Source organism: Mesorhizobium sp. CCNWLY176 (assembly GCF_037153935.1).
Classification (GTDB): Bacteria; Pseudomonadota; Alphaproteobacteria; order Rhizobiales; family Rhizobiaceae; genus Mesorhizobium_M; species Mesorhizobium_M zhangyense.
In genome coordinates this window covers 14197-29953 of record NZ_JBBBDZ010000026.1, presented here as the reverse complement: position 1 = coordinate 29953, position 15757 = coordinate 14197, and the positions used below count along the sequence as shown (strand labels likewise).

At 63.2% G+C, this 15757-nt stretch carries 20 protein-coding genes; 15 read left to right on the top strand and 5 right to left on the bottom strand.

What is annotated here, in order from left to right:
• Nucleotides 1-91 precede the first annotated feature (91 nt).
• From argJ to mutT, 3 genes are read left to right on the top strand one after another with little or no spacing between them, the layout of a single operon-like run.
• On the top strand, nt 92-1333 hold the full coding sequence (argJ, locus tag WBQ96_RS27180; RefSeq protein WP_336555931.1) for a bifunctional glutamate N-acetyltransferase/amino-acid acetyltransferase ArgJ: 1242 nt from the start codon (nt 92-94) through the stop codon (nt 1331-1333).
• The gene (locus WBQ96_RS27175) at nt 1333-2112 is read left to right on the top strand and encodes a GNAT family N-acetyltransferase (protein WP_336555933.1); all 780 of its coding nucleotides are present in this window, start codon (nt 1333-1335) and stop codon (nt 2110-2112) included. The genes argJ and WBQ96_RS27175 overlap by 1 nt, the downstream gene beginning before the upstream one ends.
• A 2-nt stretch (nt 2113-2114) precedes the next feature.
• A complete protein-coding gene (gene mutT / locus WBQ96_RS27170) occupies nt 2115-2531 on the top strand; it encodes an 8-oxo-dGTP diphosphatase MutT (protein WP_336555934.1) in 417 nt (138 codons plus the stop codon).
• Nucleotides 2532-2545: 14 nt separating this feature from the next.
• Here mutT and WBQ96_RS27165 read toward each other — a convergent pair whose 3' ends face one another.
• The 3 genes from WBQ96_RS27165 to WBQ96_RS27155 form a co-directional block, all read right to left on the bottom strand.
• Nucleotides 2546-2980, bottom strand: a complete 435-nt coding sequence (locus tag WBQ96_RS27165) for an EVE domain-containing protein (protein WP_336555935.1) — start codon at nt 2978-2980, stop codon at nt 2546-2548.
• A gap of 201 nt (nt 2981-3181) precedes the next feature.
• Nucleotides 3182-3544: a VOC family protein gene (locus WBQ96_RS27160; protein WP_336555936.1), complete on the bottom strand. Its 363-nt coding sequence runs from the start codon at nt 3542-3544 to the stop codon at nt 3182-3184.
• Nucleotides 3545-3612: 68 nt separating this feature from the next.
• On the bottom strand, nt 3613-4302 hold the full coding sequence (locus WBQ96_RS27155; protein ID WP_336555938.1) for a helix-turn-helix transcriptional regulator: 690 nt from the start codon (nt 4300-4302) through the stop codon (nt 3613-3615).
• Nucleotides 4303-4499: 197 nt separating this feature from the next.
• Between WBQ96_RS27155 and WBQ96_RS27150 the strand changes: the two genes are divergently transcribed.
• The 4 genes from WBQ96_RS27150 (at nt 4500) to WBQ96_RS27135 (ending at nt 7080) form a co-directional block, all read left to right on the top strand.
• Nucleotides 4500-5168 (top strand): GntR family transcriptional regulator, encoded by a 669-nt coding sequence (locus WBQ96_RS27150; protein WP_336555940.1) that lies wholly within the window; start codon nt 4500-4502, stop codon nt 5166-5168.
• 2 nt (nt 5169-5170) lie between these two features.
• Nucleotides 5171-6415: a multidrug efflux MFS transporter gene (locus WBQ96_RS27145; RefSeq protein WP_336555941.1), complete on the top strand. Its 1245-nt coding sequence runs from the start codon at nt 5171-5173 to the stop codon at nt 6413-6415.
• A gap of 85 nt (nt 6416-6500) precedes the next feature.
• A complete protein-coding gene (locus WBQ96_RS27140; RefSeq protein ID WP_336555943.1) occupies nt 6501-6806 on the top strand; it encodes a hypothetical protein in 306 nt (101 codons plus the stop codon).
• A 94-nt stretch (nt 6807-6900) separates the two neighbouring features.
• Complete coding sequence (locus WBQ96_RS27135) at nt 6901-7080, top strand: Flp family type IVb pilin (protein WP_165121280.1); 180 nt, start codon at nt 6901-6903, stop codon at nt 7078-7080.
• 16 nt (nt 7081-7096) lie between these two features.
• On the opposite strand, the gene WBQ96_RS27130 is transcribed toward WBQ96_RS27135, so the two are convergent.
• Nucleotides 7097-7969 (bottom strand): methyltransferase domain-containing protein, encoded by an 873-nt coding sequence (locus WBQ96_RS27130; RefSeq protein WP_336555945.1) that lies wholly within the window; start codon nt 7967-7969, stop codon nt 7097-7099.
• 63 nt (nt 7970-8032) lie between these two features.
• On the opposite strand from WBQ96_RS27130, the gene WBQ96_RS27125 reads away from it, so the two are divergent.
• From WBQ96_RS27125 to WBQ96_RS27095, 7 genes are all read left to right on the top strand, one after another.
• Entirely contained in the window at nt 8033-8818 is a 786-nt protein-coding gene (locus WBQ96_RS27125; RefSeq protein ID WP_336555947.1) for a ComF family protein, read from the top strand.
• A 24-nt stretch (nt 8819-8842) separates the two neighbouring features.
• Complete coding sequence (grxC, locus tag WBQ96_RS27120; protein ID WP_165121282.1) at nt 8843-9112, top strand: glutaredoxin 3; 270 nt, start codon at nt 8843-8845, stop codon at nt 9110-9112.
• 10 nt (nt 9113-9122) lie between these two features.
• Nucleotides 9123-9989, top strand: a complete 867-nt coding sequence (locus WBQ96_RS27115; protein ID WP_336555950.1) for a carbon-nitrogen hydrolase family protein — start codon at nt 9123-9125, stop codon at nt 9987-9989.
• A complete protein-coding gene (locus WBQ96_RS27110) occupies nt 9986-10411 on the top strand; it encodes a DUF1178 family protein (protein WP_336555951.1) in 426 nt (141 codons plus the stop codon). Before WBQ96_RS27115 ends, WBQ96_RS27110 begins: the two co-directional genes overlap by 4 nt.
• Nucleotides 10412-10687: 276 nt before the next feature.
• A complete protein-coding gene (locus WBQ96_RS27105; RefSeq protein WP_336555953.1) occupies nt 10688-11359 on the top strand; it encodes a hypothetical protein in 672 nt (223 codons plus the stop codon).
• Nucleotides 11360-11404: 45 nt separating this feature from the next.
• Nucleotides 11405-11734, top strand: coding sequence for a hypothetical protein (locus tag WBQ96_RS27100; RefSeq protein WP_336555955.1), 330 nt, complete (start codon nt 11405-11407; stop codon nt 11732-11734).
• Nucleotides 11735-11928: 194 nt separating this feature from the next.
• Nucleotides 11929-12822 carry a DMT family transporter gene (locus tag WBQ96_RS27095; RefSeq protein WP_336555956.1) on the top strand — a complete coding sequence of 298 codons (894 nt, stop codon included), beginning with the start codon at nt 11929-11931 and terminating at the stop codon, nt 12820-12822.
• 11 nt (nt 12823-12833) lie between these two features.
• Here WBQ96_RS27095 and ubiG read toward each other — a convergent pair whose 3' ends face one another.
• The gene (gene ubiG / locus WBQ96_RS27090; protein WP_336555959.1) at nt 12834-13586 is read right to left on the bottom strand and encodes a bifunctional 2-polyprenyl-6-hydroxyphenol methylase/3-demethylubiquinol 3-O-methyltransferase UbiG; all 753 of its coding nucleotides are present in this window, start codon (nt 13584-13586) and stop codon (nt 12834-12836) included.
• 845 nt (nt 13587-14431) lie between these two features.
• On the opposite strand from ubiG, the gene WBQ96_RS27085 reads away from it, so the two are divergent.
• Nucleotides 14432-15685, top strand: coding sequence for an aspartate kinase (locus WBQ96_RS27085; RefSeq protein WP_165121289.1), 1254 nt, complete (start codon nt 14432-14434; stop codon nt 15683-15685).
• The last annotated feature ends 72 nt before the right edge of the window (nt 15686-15757 follow it).

Here is a 15757-nt window from a genome sequence, read left to right as displayed (position 1 = left end):
GGGGCTTGTCCTAAGAAAACGCCTTGCGTCGGCACGCACTATCGGGCAAACGGGCACACGTTTTCCTGCGCTTTTGCCGGCAGAGGTGCCCATGTCGACCGCCATTTCCCCTCTCGCACCCAAAAAATACCCGAAGATGCCGGCCATCGAGGGCGTGCGCATCGCCACTGCCGAAGCGGGCATCAAATACAAGGGCCGCACCGACCTTCTGGCCATGGTGTTCGATGCCGGCACGGCTGTCGCCGGCGTGTTCACCCGCTCAAAGTGCCCTTCGGCGCCGGTCGATTTCTGCCGCGACAATCTTGCCGGCGGCAAGGCGCGCATTCTCGTGGTCAATTCGGGCAACGCCAATGCCTTCACCGGCAAGAAGGGCCGCGAATCGACGGCGCTGACCGGCAAGGCCGCGGCAACGGCTGCCGGCTGCACGCCGGGCGAAGTGTTCCAGGCGTCCACCGGCGTCATCGGCGAGCCGCTCGATTCCGGCCGCTTCAGCCATCTGCTCGCCGGTCTGGTCAAGGATGGCAAGCCCGATCTCTGGACCGAAGCCGCCAAGGCGATCATGACCACGGACACCTATCCCAAGGTCGCGACCGCCACCGTCAAGCTCGGCGACGCCGATGTCACCATCAACGGCATCGCCAAGGGTGCCGGCATGATCGCGCCTGATATGGCGACGATGCTGTCCTTTGTTGCCACCGACGCGCCGATCGCAGCTCCCGTGCTGCAGGCGCTGCTGTCCAAGGGCGTTGCGCCGACCTTCAACGCCGTCACCGTCGACAGTGATACCTCGACCAGCGACACGCTGCTGCTGTTTGCCACCGGAGCCGCCGCCAAGCGCGGCGCACCGGCAATCACCGACATCAAGGATGCGCGCCTGGGCCAGTTCAAGCGGGCGCTGAACAAGATCCTGAAAAACCTTGCGCTGCAGGTCGTGCGCGACGGCGAGGGTGCGCGCAAGCAGGTGGAAGTCACCGTCACCGGCGCCAAGTCTGCGCGCTCGGCCAAGCGCATCGCGCTTTCCATCGCCAATTCGCCGCTGGTCAAGACGGCGGTGGCCGGCGAGGACGCCAATTGGGGCCGCGTCGTCATGGCCGTCGGCAAGTCCGGTGAGCCGGCAGACCGTGACCTGCTGTCGATCTGGTTCGGCGACAACCGCCTCGCTCACAATGGCGAGCGCGACCCGGATTACTCGGAAGAAGCGACCTCGGCCTATATGAAGCGCGACGAGGTTCGCATCCGCGCCGATATCGGCATCGGCCGGGGCAAGGCGACGGTGTGGACCTGCGACCTGACCAAGGAATATGTCGCCATCAATGGCGATTACCGGAGCTGATGACCGGCGTGGACGACAAGCGCCCGACACCGGAACTGGCGAAAGTTCGCCGCTACGAGGCGGCGGGATTTCGTGCCTGGCCGGCTGCGACCGTTCACTATGACGGCACCTGGGTGGTGCGGCTCACCGCCGGCCATCCGGCCAAGCGGCTGAATTCGGTCAACCCGCTCGATCCGGGCGATGTCGGCAATCTCAAGGAGCGCATCGCGCGCGCCGCGCGCCGTTTCGATTCCTACGGCCGCCCGCTCACCTTCCGCATGTCGCCGCTGTCCGGGCCGGTGTTGTCCAGCCATCTCGACGATCTAGGCTGGGACGTTTTTTCCGAATCGCTGGTCATGCGGCTGCCGCTGGAAGGTGCGGGCGTGGAAAGCGCGCTGGACCAGATCCCGCTGAAGGATATCGGTCGCTTCATCGGCGCTGCCCTCAAGGTCCACGGCCTGCCATCCTCGCTGCGGCCCGGGCTTTCCGAAATCATCGGCTCGATCCAGCCGGAGGCCGGCCTGTTCGTGCTGGAAAACGACAAGCCGCTGGCCACCGCCATCTGCGTGCAGGAAGGCGATATTGCCGGCCTGTTCGAGATCGCGACGGATGCCGCCGAGCGCGGAAAGGGCCATGGCCGCCGCATCGTCCTGTCGGCGCTGAAATGGGCGAAGTCGCGCGGTGCGCGCGAAGCCTGGCTCCAGGTCGAGGCCGACAACGAAGCCGCCCGCCATGTCTATGGCGCGCTCGGCTTCAAGGAAGTCTACCGCTACCACTACCGCCGTCCGCCGGAAGCCTGAGCATGAGCGGCGAGGCGGGAAAGCGCATTCTTCTGGTCGCGGCCTGCGCGCTGGTCGACGTGGATGGCCGCGTGCTTCTGGCGCAGCGCCCGGAAGGCAAGACGCTGGCCGGCCTGTGGGAGTTTCCCGGCGGCAAGGTCGAGCCCGGCGAGACGCCGGAGGAAACGCTGATCCGCGAGCTGCGCGAGGAGATAGGCATCGAGACCAAGGTGGCCTGCCTTGCGCCGCTCACCTTCGCCAGCCATTCCTACGAGACCTTTCATCTCCTGATGCCGCTCTATGTCTGCCGTCGGTTCGAAGGCACGCCTCACCCACGCGAGGGGCAGGTGCTGAAATGGGTGCGGCCCAAGCAGATGCGCGACTATCCCATGCCGCCGGCCGACGAGCCGCTGATCCCGTTCCTGATCGATCTTTTGTGAGCGGTCGAACTGGCTCACGCCGGTTCGGGCAATCTTGCACCCATCGCGCCGGCGATCAGGTCGAAATCATGTTCGGTCACCGAAAACAGTCCGAATCGGAACTGGTAGCCCCAGTTGCGTTGACCGGCGGTGAAATCCAGCGCGTCCAGCAGCGGCCTGATCGGCACTTCGCAAGCTGAAAGCCAATCCACGTCGCGGCGATAGGGGCGGAAGCCGCAGCCTGTGTCGAAAAGATAGGGATCGCCGCGGCGAGCCCTGCCGATGGCGGTGAAGGCCTGCAATTTGTCATTGCCGCCGAACGTCACCGAGGGCGAGTAATAGGCAATGCCGTCGCCCGCCGCGATGCGCCTCAGCGGCGCTGCCTTGCCATGGCAGACCTGCATGAAACCCTCTGAGCGACCGCGGCGGACATGTTCGGCGGAGGCGATGGCGATCCAGTTGTTGGGCATGGGAGTGCTCCTGTGGGTTGGGCTTGTCGGAATTTCCCCTCTCCGTCACGCTTCGCGTGCCACCTCTCCCCATTTCATGGGGCGAGGAACCCAAGTCCTGAAGCGTCGCGGCCTCGATAGGTGCCGGTTCCTCGCCCCCGCAAAGCGGGGGAGAGGGGGCGCGCGAAGCGCGACGGAGAGGGGGTATCCCACGTGCCAATGCTAGTTCGGCGCAACCACCCGTATCCGATGTCCATCCGGATCGAGCGCAACGAAATTGCGGCCGAAGTGCAGGTCGGTCGGTTCCATGACGATCTTCAGCCCGCGTCCGGCCCAGTCGGCATGGGTGACGTCCAGCCTGGAAGCGCCGTCGACAGTGAACACCAGCTCAGTGCTGCTGCCGGTGAAATCAGCGGCGGGAACCGCGCCGTTCTTGGCCCAGAGCGCGATGGTAAAGCCGTTTTCCAGCGTCAGCGTGATGAAACCGGGCGAGGAACGCTGCGGCTCGCGGCCAAGCAGATCCTGATAGAAACGCGCGCTCTTTTCGGCGTCAGTGACATAGAGCAGCATGAAGGTGTTGGACATCGGTGTGGTCTCCTGTTGGCGATGAGGAGAGCATAGGAGCTGACACTGTCAGATTCTGGCAGTAGCGATCACTGCGGTTGCGGAATGCCCTGGCTGTCGCGCCATTCCTTCAGCAATGCCGGACGTCGGCGCGGATAGCGCGTGTCGGTGGCGGAAAGATCGGACATGCGGTCGGTGCGGAAGTGGCGAAAGTCCTGCCGCAGCTCGCACCATGCCACCAGCACGCGCACCCGGTCGAAATAGCCGAGCGCGAAGGGCCAGACCATGCGCCGCGTGCCCGCGCCGCTGCTGTCCCGGTAGGTCAGTTCCAGCTTGCGCTCGGCGCGGATCGCCTTGCGCAGCACGCCGAGATCGACGTTGTCGGCTGCGGTCATCGGCGGGCCGACGAGCAGGGTCGAGGCATCGAGGCTTTCGCGCAGGTCGACCGGGAGCACCGCCGCGACCTTGGCCAGGGCATCGCGGGCGGCAGCCGACAGGCGGTTGTCCGCCTGCTTGGCCACCCAGCGCGATCCGAGCACCAGCGCCTCGATCTCGTCTTCCGAAAACATCAGCGGCGGCAGCATGAAGCCGGGGCGCAGGATATAGCCAAGTCCGGGCTCACCCTCGATAAGCGCGCCCTGCGCCTGCAGCGTGGCGATGTCGCGGTAGAGCGTGCGGATGCTGATGCCCATTTCGGCGGCCAGCGTCTGGCCGCTCACCGGCTGGCGGTAGCGGCGCAAGGTCTGGATGAGGTCGAGCAGGCGTTCGGATCGCGACATGGCGGTTCCCATCATAGCTAACGATGGTGCCATATTCTGGCAGCAATGATGCCTGGCACAACGGCTTTTCCACGGGCTGCCGGAAATCATCCTTGCCAAAACCAGAGGCCCTCATTATGGGATGCCAAATTGGGATACCAAGATGGCATCCCTCGAAATCTTGATAGCCGAGTTCAAAGCCGGCGTGGCAGGTTCCCATGTCCCAGATGCTCCAGATCCACGACCAGTTGCGCGAAATGATCCTTTCGCTCGACCTCGCGCCGGGCGAACGGCTGACCGAGCGCTGGCTGGAGAGCCGCTTTGGCGGCTCGCGCACGCCGGCGCGGGCGGCGCTCGTGCGGCTGGAGGCCGAGGAACTGGTGCAGCGCGACGGCCGCAACTGGATCGTCGCGCCGATCGATCTCGGCGAGATCGCAGCGCTGACCGAGTTCCGCGAGGCGCTGGAGACGGCAGCCGTGCGCCATGCCTGCGCGCGGGCGACGGATGCCGACATCGATGCCGTCGAGGACCTGTTGAACGCCTGCGAGCCGGATGCGCCGCGCGAGGAGTGGCACCGCATCGGCACCGATTTCCACGTCGAACTGGCGCGGCTTTCCGGCAACGACTTTCTGGTCAAGGCGATCTCTGCCGCGATGACAAAGCTGTCGCGCGCGCGCTGGCTGGAGGTCCGCACCGAGGAAGCGCGCGGTCACGCCTTTGCCGAGCATCGCCATGTTCTCGACCTCATACGCCGGCGCGATGCTGACGCTGCGGCTGAAGCCATTTGCGGGCATATCCGCGATACGCGCGACAGGCTGCTGCGCTCGCTGGAAGACGACCGGCGCGGCCTGCGCGCGCGCGGCTTTGCCATCATCGGGGCCGCCTGAGCATGGATGCCCGCACCGACAAATCTCCCCAACCCGCCATCGACGAGGGCCATTCCGCGCATTGGCGCAAGAACCTGTTCGTCTGCGTGGTCGGCTCCTTCACCACCATCGTTGCCATGACGCTGCTGCTGCCGTTCCTGCCGCTCTATGTCGAGCAGCTCGGCGTCACCGATCATGCGGCGATCGTGCAATGGTCCGGCATCGCCTATGGCGCAACCTTCTTTTCGGCTGCTCTCACCGCCCCGCTTTGGGGCAGGCTCGGCGACCGCTACGGCCGCAAAACCATGCTGATCCGCGCCAGCCTCGGCATGGCCGTGTCGATGTCGCTGATCGGCCTGGCGGGCAATGTCTGGCAGCTGGTGGGCTTGCGCCTTTTCGCCGGCGTCGCCGGCGGCTACACCTCGGGCTCGATGATCCTCGTCGCCACGCAGACGCCGAAGGATCGTTCGGGCTGGGCGCTCGGCATGCTGTCGTCAGGCATCATGGCCGGCAATCTCGTCGGCCCGCTGGTCGGCGGTGCCTTGCCGCCGCTCATCGGCGTGCGCAACACGTTTTTTCTGGCCGGCGGGGTCATTTTCCTGGCCTTCCTGGCGACGACCTTCCTGATCCGCGAGGAAAAGCGCCCGCGCCGCGAAAAGACGGCGAAGGAAAGCGCCGGCTGGTCGGCCGTTCCCGACAAACGGCCGGTGCTGGCCATGATCGTGACCGGCCTGTTGCTGATGATCGCGATCATGTCGATCGAGCCGATCATCACCGTCTATGTCGCGCAGCTTGTGGTCGATGCCGTCAAGGTGACGATGATCTCCGGCCTCACAATGTCGGCAGCCGCCCTCGGCAGCATCGTGTCGGCCTCGCAGCTCGGCAAGCTTGCAGACCGCATAGGCCATTGGACGGTCATCACCGGCTGCCTCGCCGTTTCGGCTGTCCTGCTGATCCCGCAGGCCTTCGTCACGGCAAGCTGGCAGCTCGTCTTCCTGCGCTTTCTCATGGGGCTGGCGCTGGGCGGGCTTTTGCCCTGCATCGCCAGCGTCATCCGCCACAATGTGCCGGACCGCATCGCCGGCAACATCCTCGGCATATCGACCTCGTCGCAATATGCCGGGCAGGTCATCGGGCCGCTCGCCGGCGGCTTCGTCGGCGGTCACATCGGCATGCGCGCGGTCTTCCTGGGCACGGCGGTGTTGATGGCGGCAGGTGCGGCCTACAACTGGCTGGCGCGGCCGAACTCGCGGGCCGATCAACGTTAATCAATCCTTTATGCAATCGTGAAAAATTGATCGAGGGGTTGCCGAGCATTGGATCGGCTTGGGTTTTGCGCGAGGGGAAGTGCGGATGTCACCTGAAGAGCAGTGGGAAACCGTTCGTGGCGAACGCGCCTGGCGCCTCGGCAGTGCGGGCATGGGCGTCCTGCGCATCAGCCTGCTGTTCGGCTCGGCGGCTGTCGCCTTCGCCCTGCTGGCAACGCCTCTCCTCGACCAGCGCACGCGCCTCGACAGCGCGCGGGCCAACCTCGACATGATGAGCACGGGGTCCATCGGCCAGGGCCACAGCTATACGGTTCGCCGCAGCGTGCTCCAGTCTTCGCCCACTGCCGTCTGCGTCATCCGCGCCAATGGCGCCCGCAGCGGCGATTGCTGATTTCCACACGGCATTTCATCAGCCATTAAGGCTGTTGCGTTAACCTTTCTTAATGGGTCGGCCTTATGCTGTCGGCAAAGGGGTGAAGAGACCAATGCGGCGACTGTTTCAGCGTTTTCTCAAAGACGAAAGCGGCGCGACCATGGTCGAGTATGCGGTCATCGTCACCGTGTTGTCGCTGGTTATCGTCGCTGGCGTCGGCCAGGCCAGCAACGCGCTCCAGTATCTCTTCAGCAGCACCGACAGCGAACTTGTGAAAGTGCTTGGAAAGTAGCCGGCATCGCCAGCGCCTAATCGTCCTTCTGCTCGCCCAATATTTTTGCCAGCGAAACCTGCGCCGAACCCGGCTTGAGCGGCTTCTGCTGCGAAGCGTCCGGCGCCCATCCCGACAGCCAGATAAACGAAAACGTCGCCCGGATGCGCCCGTCCGGGTCGGAAAAGCGCTCGGCATAGATTTCGGCGGCGCGGCGGAACAGTTCGCGTGTCGCCGGCCTGCGCGAACGTGCGATCAGCGCATTGGCAGCACCCATGGCGCGCAGGTCGGCGATGAGCGCAAACATATGGTCGTAGCGCACCGTCACCGTCTCGACATCGGTGACCGGCAGGGCAAAACCCGAACGCTGGAGCAGCGCGCCGGCATCGCGCACATCAGTGAAGGGAATGACGCGCGGGCTGACCCCGCCGAGGATTTCGGTCTCTGCTGCAAGCAGGCTTTCCCGCAATTCCGTCAGCGTATCCGAGCCTGCCATCGCGCCAAGGAACAAGCCGTCCGGCCTCAAGGCGCGGCGAATCTGGATCAGCATGCCCGGAATGTCGTTCACTTCCTGCAAGGCCAGCAGGGAAACGGCCAGATCGACGCTTTCCGGCTCGAGCGGCAGGGTTTCCGGCTCGGCGATCACGCCCGCATCGCCACCGAGAAAGGCATTGTCGGCCTCGACCCGCAGCACAGTTTCCGCCTTGCCGCTGGCAAGCACCGCATTCTTCGCAGCAGGCGTGACGCAGAAAACGGTTATCGCTTTTTCGAAGCGCCGTTCGACCGCCGCGAGCCGCTCGGCGAGGTCGTCGGCCACCCGCGCCATTAAGAAATCCGCGCCGGTGACGCCCTTCGCCAGCGCGCGGCGCTTGCGTTCGATCATGAGGCTGGTGTCGAAAATCGGCTGCAAGTTTGGATGTCCTTGATGTTTCCGCGCTGTCCAACATATTGTCGGAACAACGCTTGCAACGTCGTGGCCGATCCGATGCCGCAATTCAAGACCCTTGCCCGCGCGGCGCTGGATTGGCCGGCCCGTGTGCTGTTTCCGCCGGTCTGCGCCGGCTGCCGCCGTCAGGTGTCGCAGCCAGGCTCGCTGTGCCCGCATTGCTGGCCGCAACTGCGCTTTCTCGAAAAGCCGTGGTGCGAGATCATGGGCACGCCGTTTCTGCACGACATGGGGCAGGGGTTCCTCTCCGCCGAGGCCATCGCCAACCCGCCGCCCTTCGAGCGTTCGCGTGCGGCCGTTTCCTATTCCGGCGTTGCCCGGCGCATGGTGCAGGGCCTGAAATATTCCGACAAGACCGACCTTGCGCCGTGGATGGCGCGCTGGATGCTGCGGGCGGGCGCCGAACTCGTCATCGACGCCGATGTCGTCGTGCCGGTGCCGCTGCACTGGCGGCGCTTCCTACAGCGCCGTTTCAACCAGTCGGCCGAGCTGGCCCGTGTCGTAGCCACGCTTTCCGGCCTGCCCTATGCGCCGACGGCGGTGGTTCGCGTAAAGGTCACCCGCCAGCAGGTCGGGCTTCCCCGGGCTGAGCGCGAGGACAATGTGCGCGCAGCCTTCCGCGTGCCGCCGGAGCAGGACATTCAGGTCCGTGGCCGCCGCGTGCTGGTCGTGGACGATGTCTACACCACTGGCGCAACCGTTTGTGCGGTTGCCAAGGCCTTGAAAAAGAACGGCGCCAGCGCCGTCGATGTGCTGACCTTCGCCCGCGTGCTGCCGGGGGACTTCCGGCCCGACGAGGCAGCCACTATATAGGATTCACAACGTCAGGATTACGATATGGTCGATGTGACGATCTACACCCGCGCCATGTGCGGTTATTGCAGTGCTGCCAAGCGGCTGCTCGACAAGAAGGGCGTGGCCTACAAGGAGCAGGACGCCTCGTTTTCGCCGGAACTGCGGCAGGAAATGATCGCGCGCGCCAATGGCGGCTCGACCTTCCCGCAGATTTTCGTCGGCGACGTCCATGTCGGCGGTTGCGACGATCTGCATGAACTTGATGCGCGCGGCCAGCTTGACGGCCTGCTCGCCACCGGCCGTTTGGGCTGAGGAGGAAACGATGAGCAAATTCAAGGCCGCCGCCATCCAGATGCGCTCGGGCATCGATCCGAAGCGCAATGTCGAAACTTTCGAAGCGCTGGTGCGCGAAGCGGCGGGGCAGGGCGCCACCTACATCCAGACGCCGGAAATGACCGGCGCTATCGTCAGCGACAGCGAAGCGCGGCAATCGGCCTTCACCACGCAGGATCGCGACATCATCGCGGCAGCGTCCGCAAGGCTGTCGCGTGAGCTCGGCATCTTCCTGCATATCGGCTCGACGGCCATCGTGCGCGCCGATGGGAAGCTTGCCAACCGGGCGCTGCTTTACTCACCCGAGGGCGCGTCGATTGCGCTCTACGACAAGATCCACATGTTCGATGTCGATCTCGACAATGGCGAAAGCTGGCGCGAATCGAACGCCTATGAGGCCGGAACCGAGGCGGTCGTCGCCGAGCTTCCCTTCGCCAAGCTCGGCTTCGCCATCTGCTACGACGTGCGCTTCCCGCAGCTTTTCCGCGCCGAGGCGCTGGCAGGGGCCGATGTGCTGACCGCGCCTGCCGCCTTCACGCGCCAGACCGGCGAGGCGCATTGGCATGTACTCCAGCGCGCCCGCGCCATCGAAAACGGCGCCTTCATGATCTCGGCCGCGCAAGGTGGCAAGCATGAGGATGGCCGCGAGACCTATGGCCATTCGCTGATCGTCGACCCTTGGGGCAAGATCATAGCCGAGGCCGACCATGACGAACCTGGCGTCATCGTCGCCGAGATCGACACGGCGCTTTCGGCGGCCGCCCGCAAGAAAATCCCGAACCTCAAGAACGCGCGCGAATTCGCCGTGAACACCGTCGCCGCGGAGGGCGTTTCACTCCGGGGAGCGGCATCTTGATCAAGTTCTCGCTCACCTGCGAGCGTTCGCATGATTTCGAAGGCTGGTTCCGCAACAACGAGGACTTCGAGAAGCAGCAGAAGCGCGGCCTCGTCGATTGCCCGGCCTGCGGCTCGCACAAGGTCGAAAAGGCGCTGATGGCGCCTGCCGTCTCGACGGGCCGCAAGAAGGAAAAGATCGCGCTCGCCATGAACGAGCAGCAGCGCGCCGCCATGGCGCAGCTGAAAGCGCTGTCGGAAAAGATCCGCGAGAATTCGGACTATGTCGGCGACAAATTCGCCGAGGAAGCGCGCAAGATTCACTTCGGCGAATCCGACGCGCGCGGCATCTACGGCGAAGCGACCCTCGATGAGGCCAAGAGCCTTGCCGAAGACGGCGTCGAGTTCATGCCGATACCGGTGTTTCCGGAGGACCAGAACTGAAAGGCATCGCCTTTCTAGCCTGGGCATAATTTCCCAATTCGGATTGTCGTAGCGGACTACGATCTGATGGCCGTTCGGAGAGCGAAGGGAAGGCATCTGTTCGATGGTTGCCACCCCGCTGCCGTTGAAGGCCTGACGGGTAGTTTCATCCAGCGCCCGGAATGCAGGAAGATGTTCGATGCGCTCTCGTGGACTTAGTCTGCGGAGCATATCGTTTCACCTTGTAAAGGTATTTTGCCAATGGCAAATTGGGCGCGGGCACCAGTGGGGGATGTCTTGGGTATCTACATTCCAGTCTTGAGTCTGATTCCGCTCTACAACGCCGCCAAAAGGGCCCGTAATCGAAAGGCATACCTCGCTGAATATGCTCAGAGGCCGGAGGCCGAACGGGCATTAGAAGACCAGTATTACGAGGGAAAGACCGTCGAGGACGTTGTCACCGAGCTTGACTTGAAACTGGGTGAGCGCGTCGAAGAATACGAGCGACGCGCAGAGCAATTCTTGACGTTTTCCTCAAGTGGCGCCCTTGCCATCGTCGCTACCCTTTTCGCCAACTCGATCTTGAAGATCAGCCTACCAGTTATCGTTTCCACTGTGCTTCTTAGCCTGAGCCTTTTGCTGGTCGCCGTTCTCAAGATCATGCAGACGGACACCGCCTATTTTCGGCAAGGTGAGTGGCAGAAGAACCATCGTGACTTCATGCACAAAAAGATCACATTGGGTGAACTGGTCTGGCGTACGCATCGAAGCCACAAGGCTCCAAAGGTCTTTGCACATACTGCTTTGACTTCATTGGCATTGGTGGTCGCCGGTGTGATCGTTCTTGTTATCGCAATTTGGCCTACTACCGCCTCACCTATGCCGCTTTATGGGATGTCATCTCAGGCAGCACACCGCGCCTTGTACGCCACGACCGTTCCCGAGCTGTTCGAACCGCTTGCGAGGTGATAGGCGTTTTAGCATCCGCGACCTCGGGAGTTTGGAGCACTCGTCGTGAAAAAGCGCCTATTGGAGCCGCTTGTGGTTGCCATCGAGACTGCCGCCGGGGCGAAAATGGATGCGCTCCGCGACCTCTTCTCGGAAGTTGCCAAGCGTAGGCCTGACCTCTTGGAAAAATCGCTATTTGCAGAACGCAGCAAGCGTCCTTCCCAGATTGACAATATTCTTCGCGCTACCATCGCCGAGCTCGACAAGATGGAAGCCGCGTGCGAGTTGCCAGATGGATGGGATCGTGCACCATACCTCAGTCATTACCGGATCAACGCTTCAACGGGGCGAATGCATATCGGTCATGGCAGCTCTTCAGTCCTGCTATTTACATGACTAAACCGCCACTACCGTCCTCCATGCCACCACAGTACCCGCCGATGGCGTTGGCTTCAGGCTGGTGATGGCGCGCTCCCTGCCGTCGATGACTAGCGCATCTGTGAGCAGAGGCTCGACCTCCGGTATGACGAACGTCACCATCTCGCGGGTCTTGACGATAAGTATACTGCCCTCCTAGCACTGGTAATCCCATGAAAAACCTATGGAACTCGGCCATCGGCCTGCTGCTGGTCACTGGCGCACTGCTGGGGCTGACGCTGCCTTTCGGCAAGATCGCAGGGCAGGCCGGCATTGCGCCGATGCTGTGGGCTTTCGTCATTTCGTTCGGCGCGGGCAGCGTTCTTCTCTGCGCGCTTCTGGCGCGGGGGCAGCGCGTTACGCTCAATGCCCACAAGCTGCGCTATTTCGTCATCACGGCGACGATCTCCTACGCCATTCCGAACCTGCTGCTGCTTTCGGCGATCCCGCATCTCGGTGCGGGCTACACCGGCATCATGTTCACCCTGTCGCCGGTCATCACGCTGGTGCTTTCCATCCTGCTCGGCGTGCGCCGTCCGAACGGGCTCGGCATCGCCGGCATTGCCGTCGGCTTCGTCGGAGCCGCGATGGTGGCGCTGACGCGCGGCGAGGCGGGCCAGCCGGCGGATTTGTTCTGGGTGATCGTCGGGCTGCTGATTCCGGTCAGCCTCGCCGCCGGTAACATCTACCGCAGCTATGACTGGCCAGCTGATGCCGGGCCGATCGAGCTAGCCGCCGGCAGCCATCTCGCCTCGGCGGCGATGCTTCTGATCGCTATATTGACCGTTGGTGGCGGCGTTGCGTCTTTCGGCGCGTTGGCTGGCGCGCCCGTACTGGTGCTGGCGCAGGTGGCTGCCGCCTCGACGATGTTTGCGGTCTTCTTCCGGCTGCAGGCGGTCGGCGGCCCGGTGTATCTCAGCCAGATCGGCTATGTCGCCGCCGCCGTCGGCCTGATTTCAGGCACGTTCTTCTTGGGCGAGCGCTATGAGGCGCTGACCTGGATCGGTGCGGCTATCGTAACCGCCGGCGTCTTCATGACGACGCGCGCGCAGAACGGGAAGGCTTAAAAGCTTAAACCTCAGTTCGTCGGCGCGTGTTCCGTCAGGACCATGTAGTTGACGTCCATGTCCTTGGATTTCTGCCAGCGATCGGCCAGCGGATGATAGATGACGCCGGTGCGGTCGATGATGCGCATGCCGGCCTTGCCGAGCGAGCCTTCCAGCTCTTCCGGCCGCACCAGCTTGCCATATTGATGCGTGCCGCGCGGCAGCCAGCGCAGCAGATATTCTGCGCCGACGATCGCCAGGCCCAATGCCTTGAGTGTGCGGTTGATGGTGGCGACGAACATGATGCCGTCTGGCTTCACCATCTCGGAGCATTTGGCGATGAACAGGTCGATGTCGGCGACATGCTCGACCACTTCCATGTTCAGCACCACGTCGAATTTCTCGCCGGCCTCGGCCAGCGCTTCGGCGGTCGTGGCGCGGTAATCCACAGTCACGCCGGCTTCCGCCGCATGGAGCTTGGCCACCTCGATGTTGGTCTCGGAGGCGTCTGCTCCCACCACTTCGGCGCCCAGCCGTGACATCGGCTCGCACAAAAGGCCGCCACCGCAACCGATATCGAGGATGCGCAGGCCCTCGAAGGGCTTTGCTGCATGCGAATCGCGGCCGAAGCGGGCCGCCACCTGGTCGCGTATATAAGCGAGGCGCACGGGATTGAATTTGTGCAGCGGGCGGAATTTCCCGTTGGGGTTCCACCATTCGGCTGCAAGCGCGGAGAAGCGTTCCACTTCTCCGGCGTCGATCGTCGATCGTCGGGCCTCGGGCATAGATTTGTCTCCTTCGACGCAAGGAAGTCGGGTTTGGGGCGAAAAATGTCAAGGCAACAATTTTTATCGACATTGGGGAGAGAGTGGATCGGCTGTGGAAAGATTTTTGGGTGTTTTCAACCTAAGCATTTGTTTTCGTTCAGGCAGCGCATTTTTTCATGCCTGATTTTTCCACGCCCTTTCCGCCTCCCGCATAATTCCAGCCAGTTCCTCCCATGGGAACATCGATCGCGACGGTGATCTGTGGGGAACCGGCGCTTCCGGTTCGTCGCAAACGTAGCGGCGAGCCCGGGGAGGTTCCGTCCAAGGGTTCCCCTGCGGGTATTATGGCCCGCGCGTGCTGGACGAGCACATAGGCTCTGTCTTCATTCGTAAATGAATGAAAGCAGGGAGCAGCGGAACGGACGGGAACAGAAATCGCCGGCGGGGTGCAGAAGCTGCGCCACGTATTTTACACTAGGAAGGCACGGCCATGCGCCCCGCTTCCCGATCTTTGACAATGGCCAGATGCGAAAGCAGGCGTGGCGATGATGAAGTGTGCGCCTCTCCTTCTCCCCTTGTGGGAGAAGGTGGCCGACCCGAAGGGGAGGTCGGATGAGGGGTGTTGGACGGAGCGCAGACGCTGGAGTTTCTTCCAACACCCCTCATCCGTCTTGGCGCTGCGCGCCAATCCACCTTCTCCCACAAGGGGAGAAGGATGAGACGCCGCCGCTCCCACCTTGCCTAACCCCATTGTTTTGGATAAGGAGGCCGCGACTTGGCAGATGCGGTTTCGCTCAGGCCTTCGTTTCGACTTTCCGGCGGCAGTGACAGGCCCTGGGCATAGCAAAGGGCATCCGGCTTCCATGGCGCGCATCGTGATGAAATTCGGCGGAACTTCCGTCGCCGACATCAGCCGCATTCGCAATGTGGCGCGTCATGTCAAACGCGAGGTCGATGCCGGCCACGATGTCGCCGTCGTCGTTTCCGCCATGTCGGGCAAGACCAACGAACTGGTTGCCTGGACCCGCGACGCCTCGCCGATGCACGATGCCCGCGAATATGACGCGGTCGTCGCCTCGGGCGAACAGGTCACCGCCGGCCTTTTGGCGATCGCGCTGCAGAATATCGGCGTCCACGCCCGCTCATGGCAGGGCTGGCAGATCCCGATCAAGACCGACAACGCCCATGGTGCTGCGCGCATCATGGATATCGACGGTTCGTTCCTGATCCAGCGCTTCGGCGAGGGACAGGTAGCCGTCATCGCCGGTTTCCAGGGCATCGGCCCGGACAACCGCATCGCCACACTCGGCCGCGGCGGCTCGGACACGAGTGCCGTCGCCATCGCCGCCGCCGTGAAGGCGGATCGCTGCGACATCTACACGGATGTCGACGGTGTCTACACAACCGACCCGCGCATCGAGCCGAAGGCGCGGCGGCTTTCCAAGATTTCCTTCGAGGAAATGCTTGAAATGGCGTCGCTGGGCGCCAAGGTCTTGCAGGTGCGTTCGGTCGAGCTCGCCATGGTGCACCGGGTGCGCACCTTCGTCCGCTCGTCCTTCGACGATCCGGACGCGCCGGGAATGGGCGATCTTCTCAATCCGCCCGGAACGCTTATTTGCGACGAGGAAGAAATCGTGGAACAGCAGGTCGTCACCGGAATTGCCTACGCCAAGGATGAGGCCCAGATATCGCTGCGCCGCGTCTCCGACCGGCCGGGTGTCGCCGCCGGCATCTTCGGCCCGCTGGCCGAGGCAAACATCAATGTCGATATGATCGTCCAGAACATTTCCGAGGACGGCAAATCGACCGACATGACCTTCACCGTGCCGTCTGGCGACGTCGACAAGGCGCTGGCCGTGCTCGAAACGATTCGCCCGACGATCGGCTACGACGCCGTCCAGCACGACGACGGCATGTCCAAGGTGTCGGTCATCGGCATCGGCATGCGCAGCCACGCTGGCGTCGCTGCGACCGCATTCAAGGCACTTGCCGAAAAAAGCATCAATATCCGTGCGATAACCACCTCCGAGATCAAGATTTCGATCCTGATCGACGGTCCCTACACGGAACTTGCGGTTCGCACTTTGCATTCCGTCTACGGTCTGGATAAGCAGTAGACAGATAGACTTTTTCGGTCCCCCATTAGCCGGCGTGTGGCATGATGCACGCCGGCCAATGATAGTTGGAGA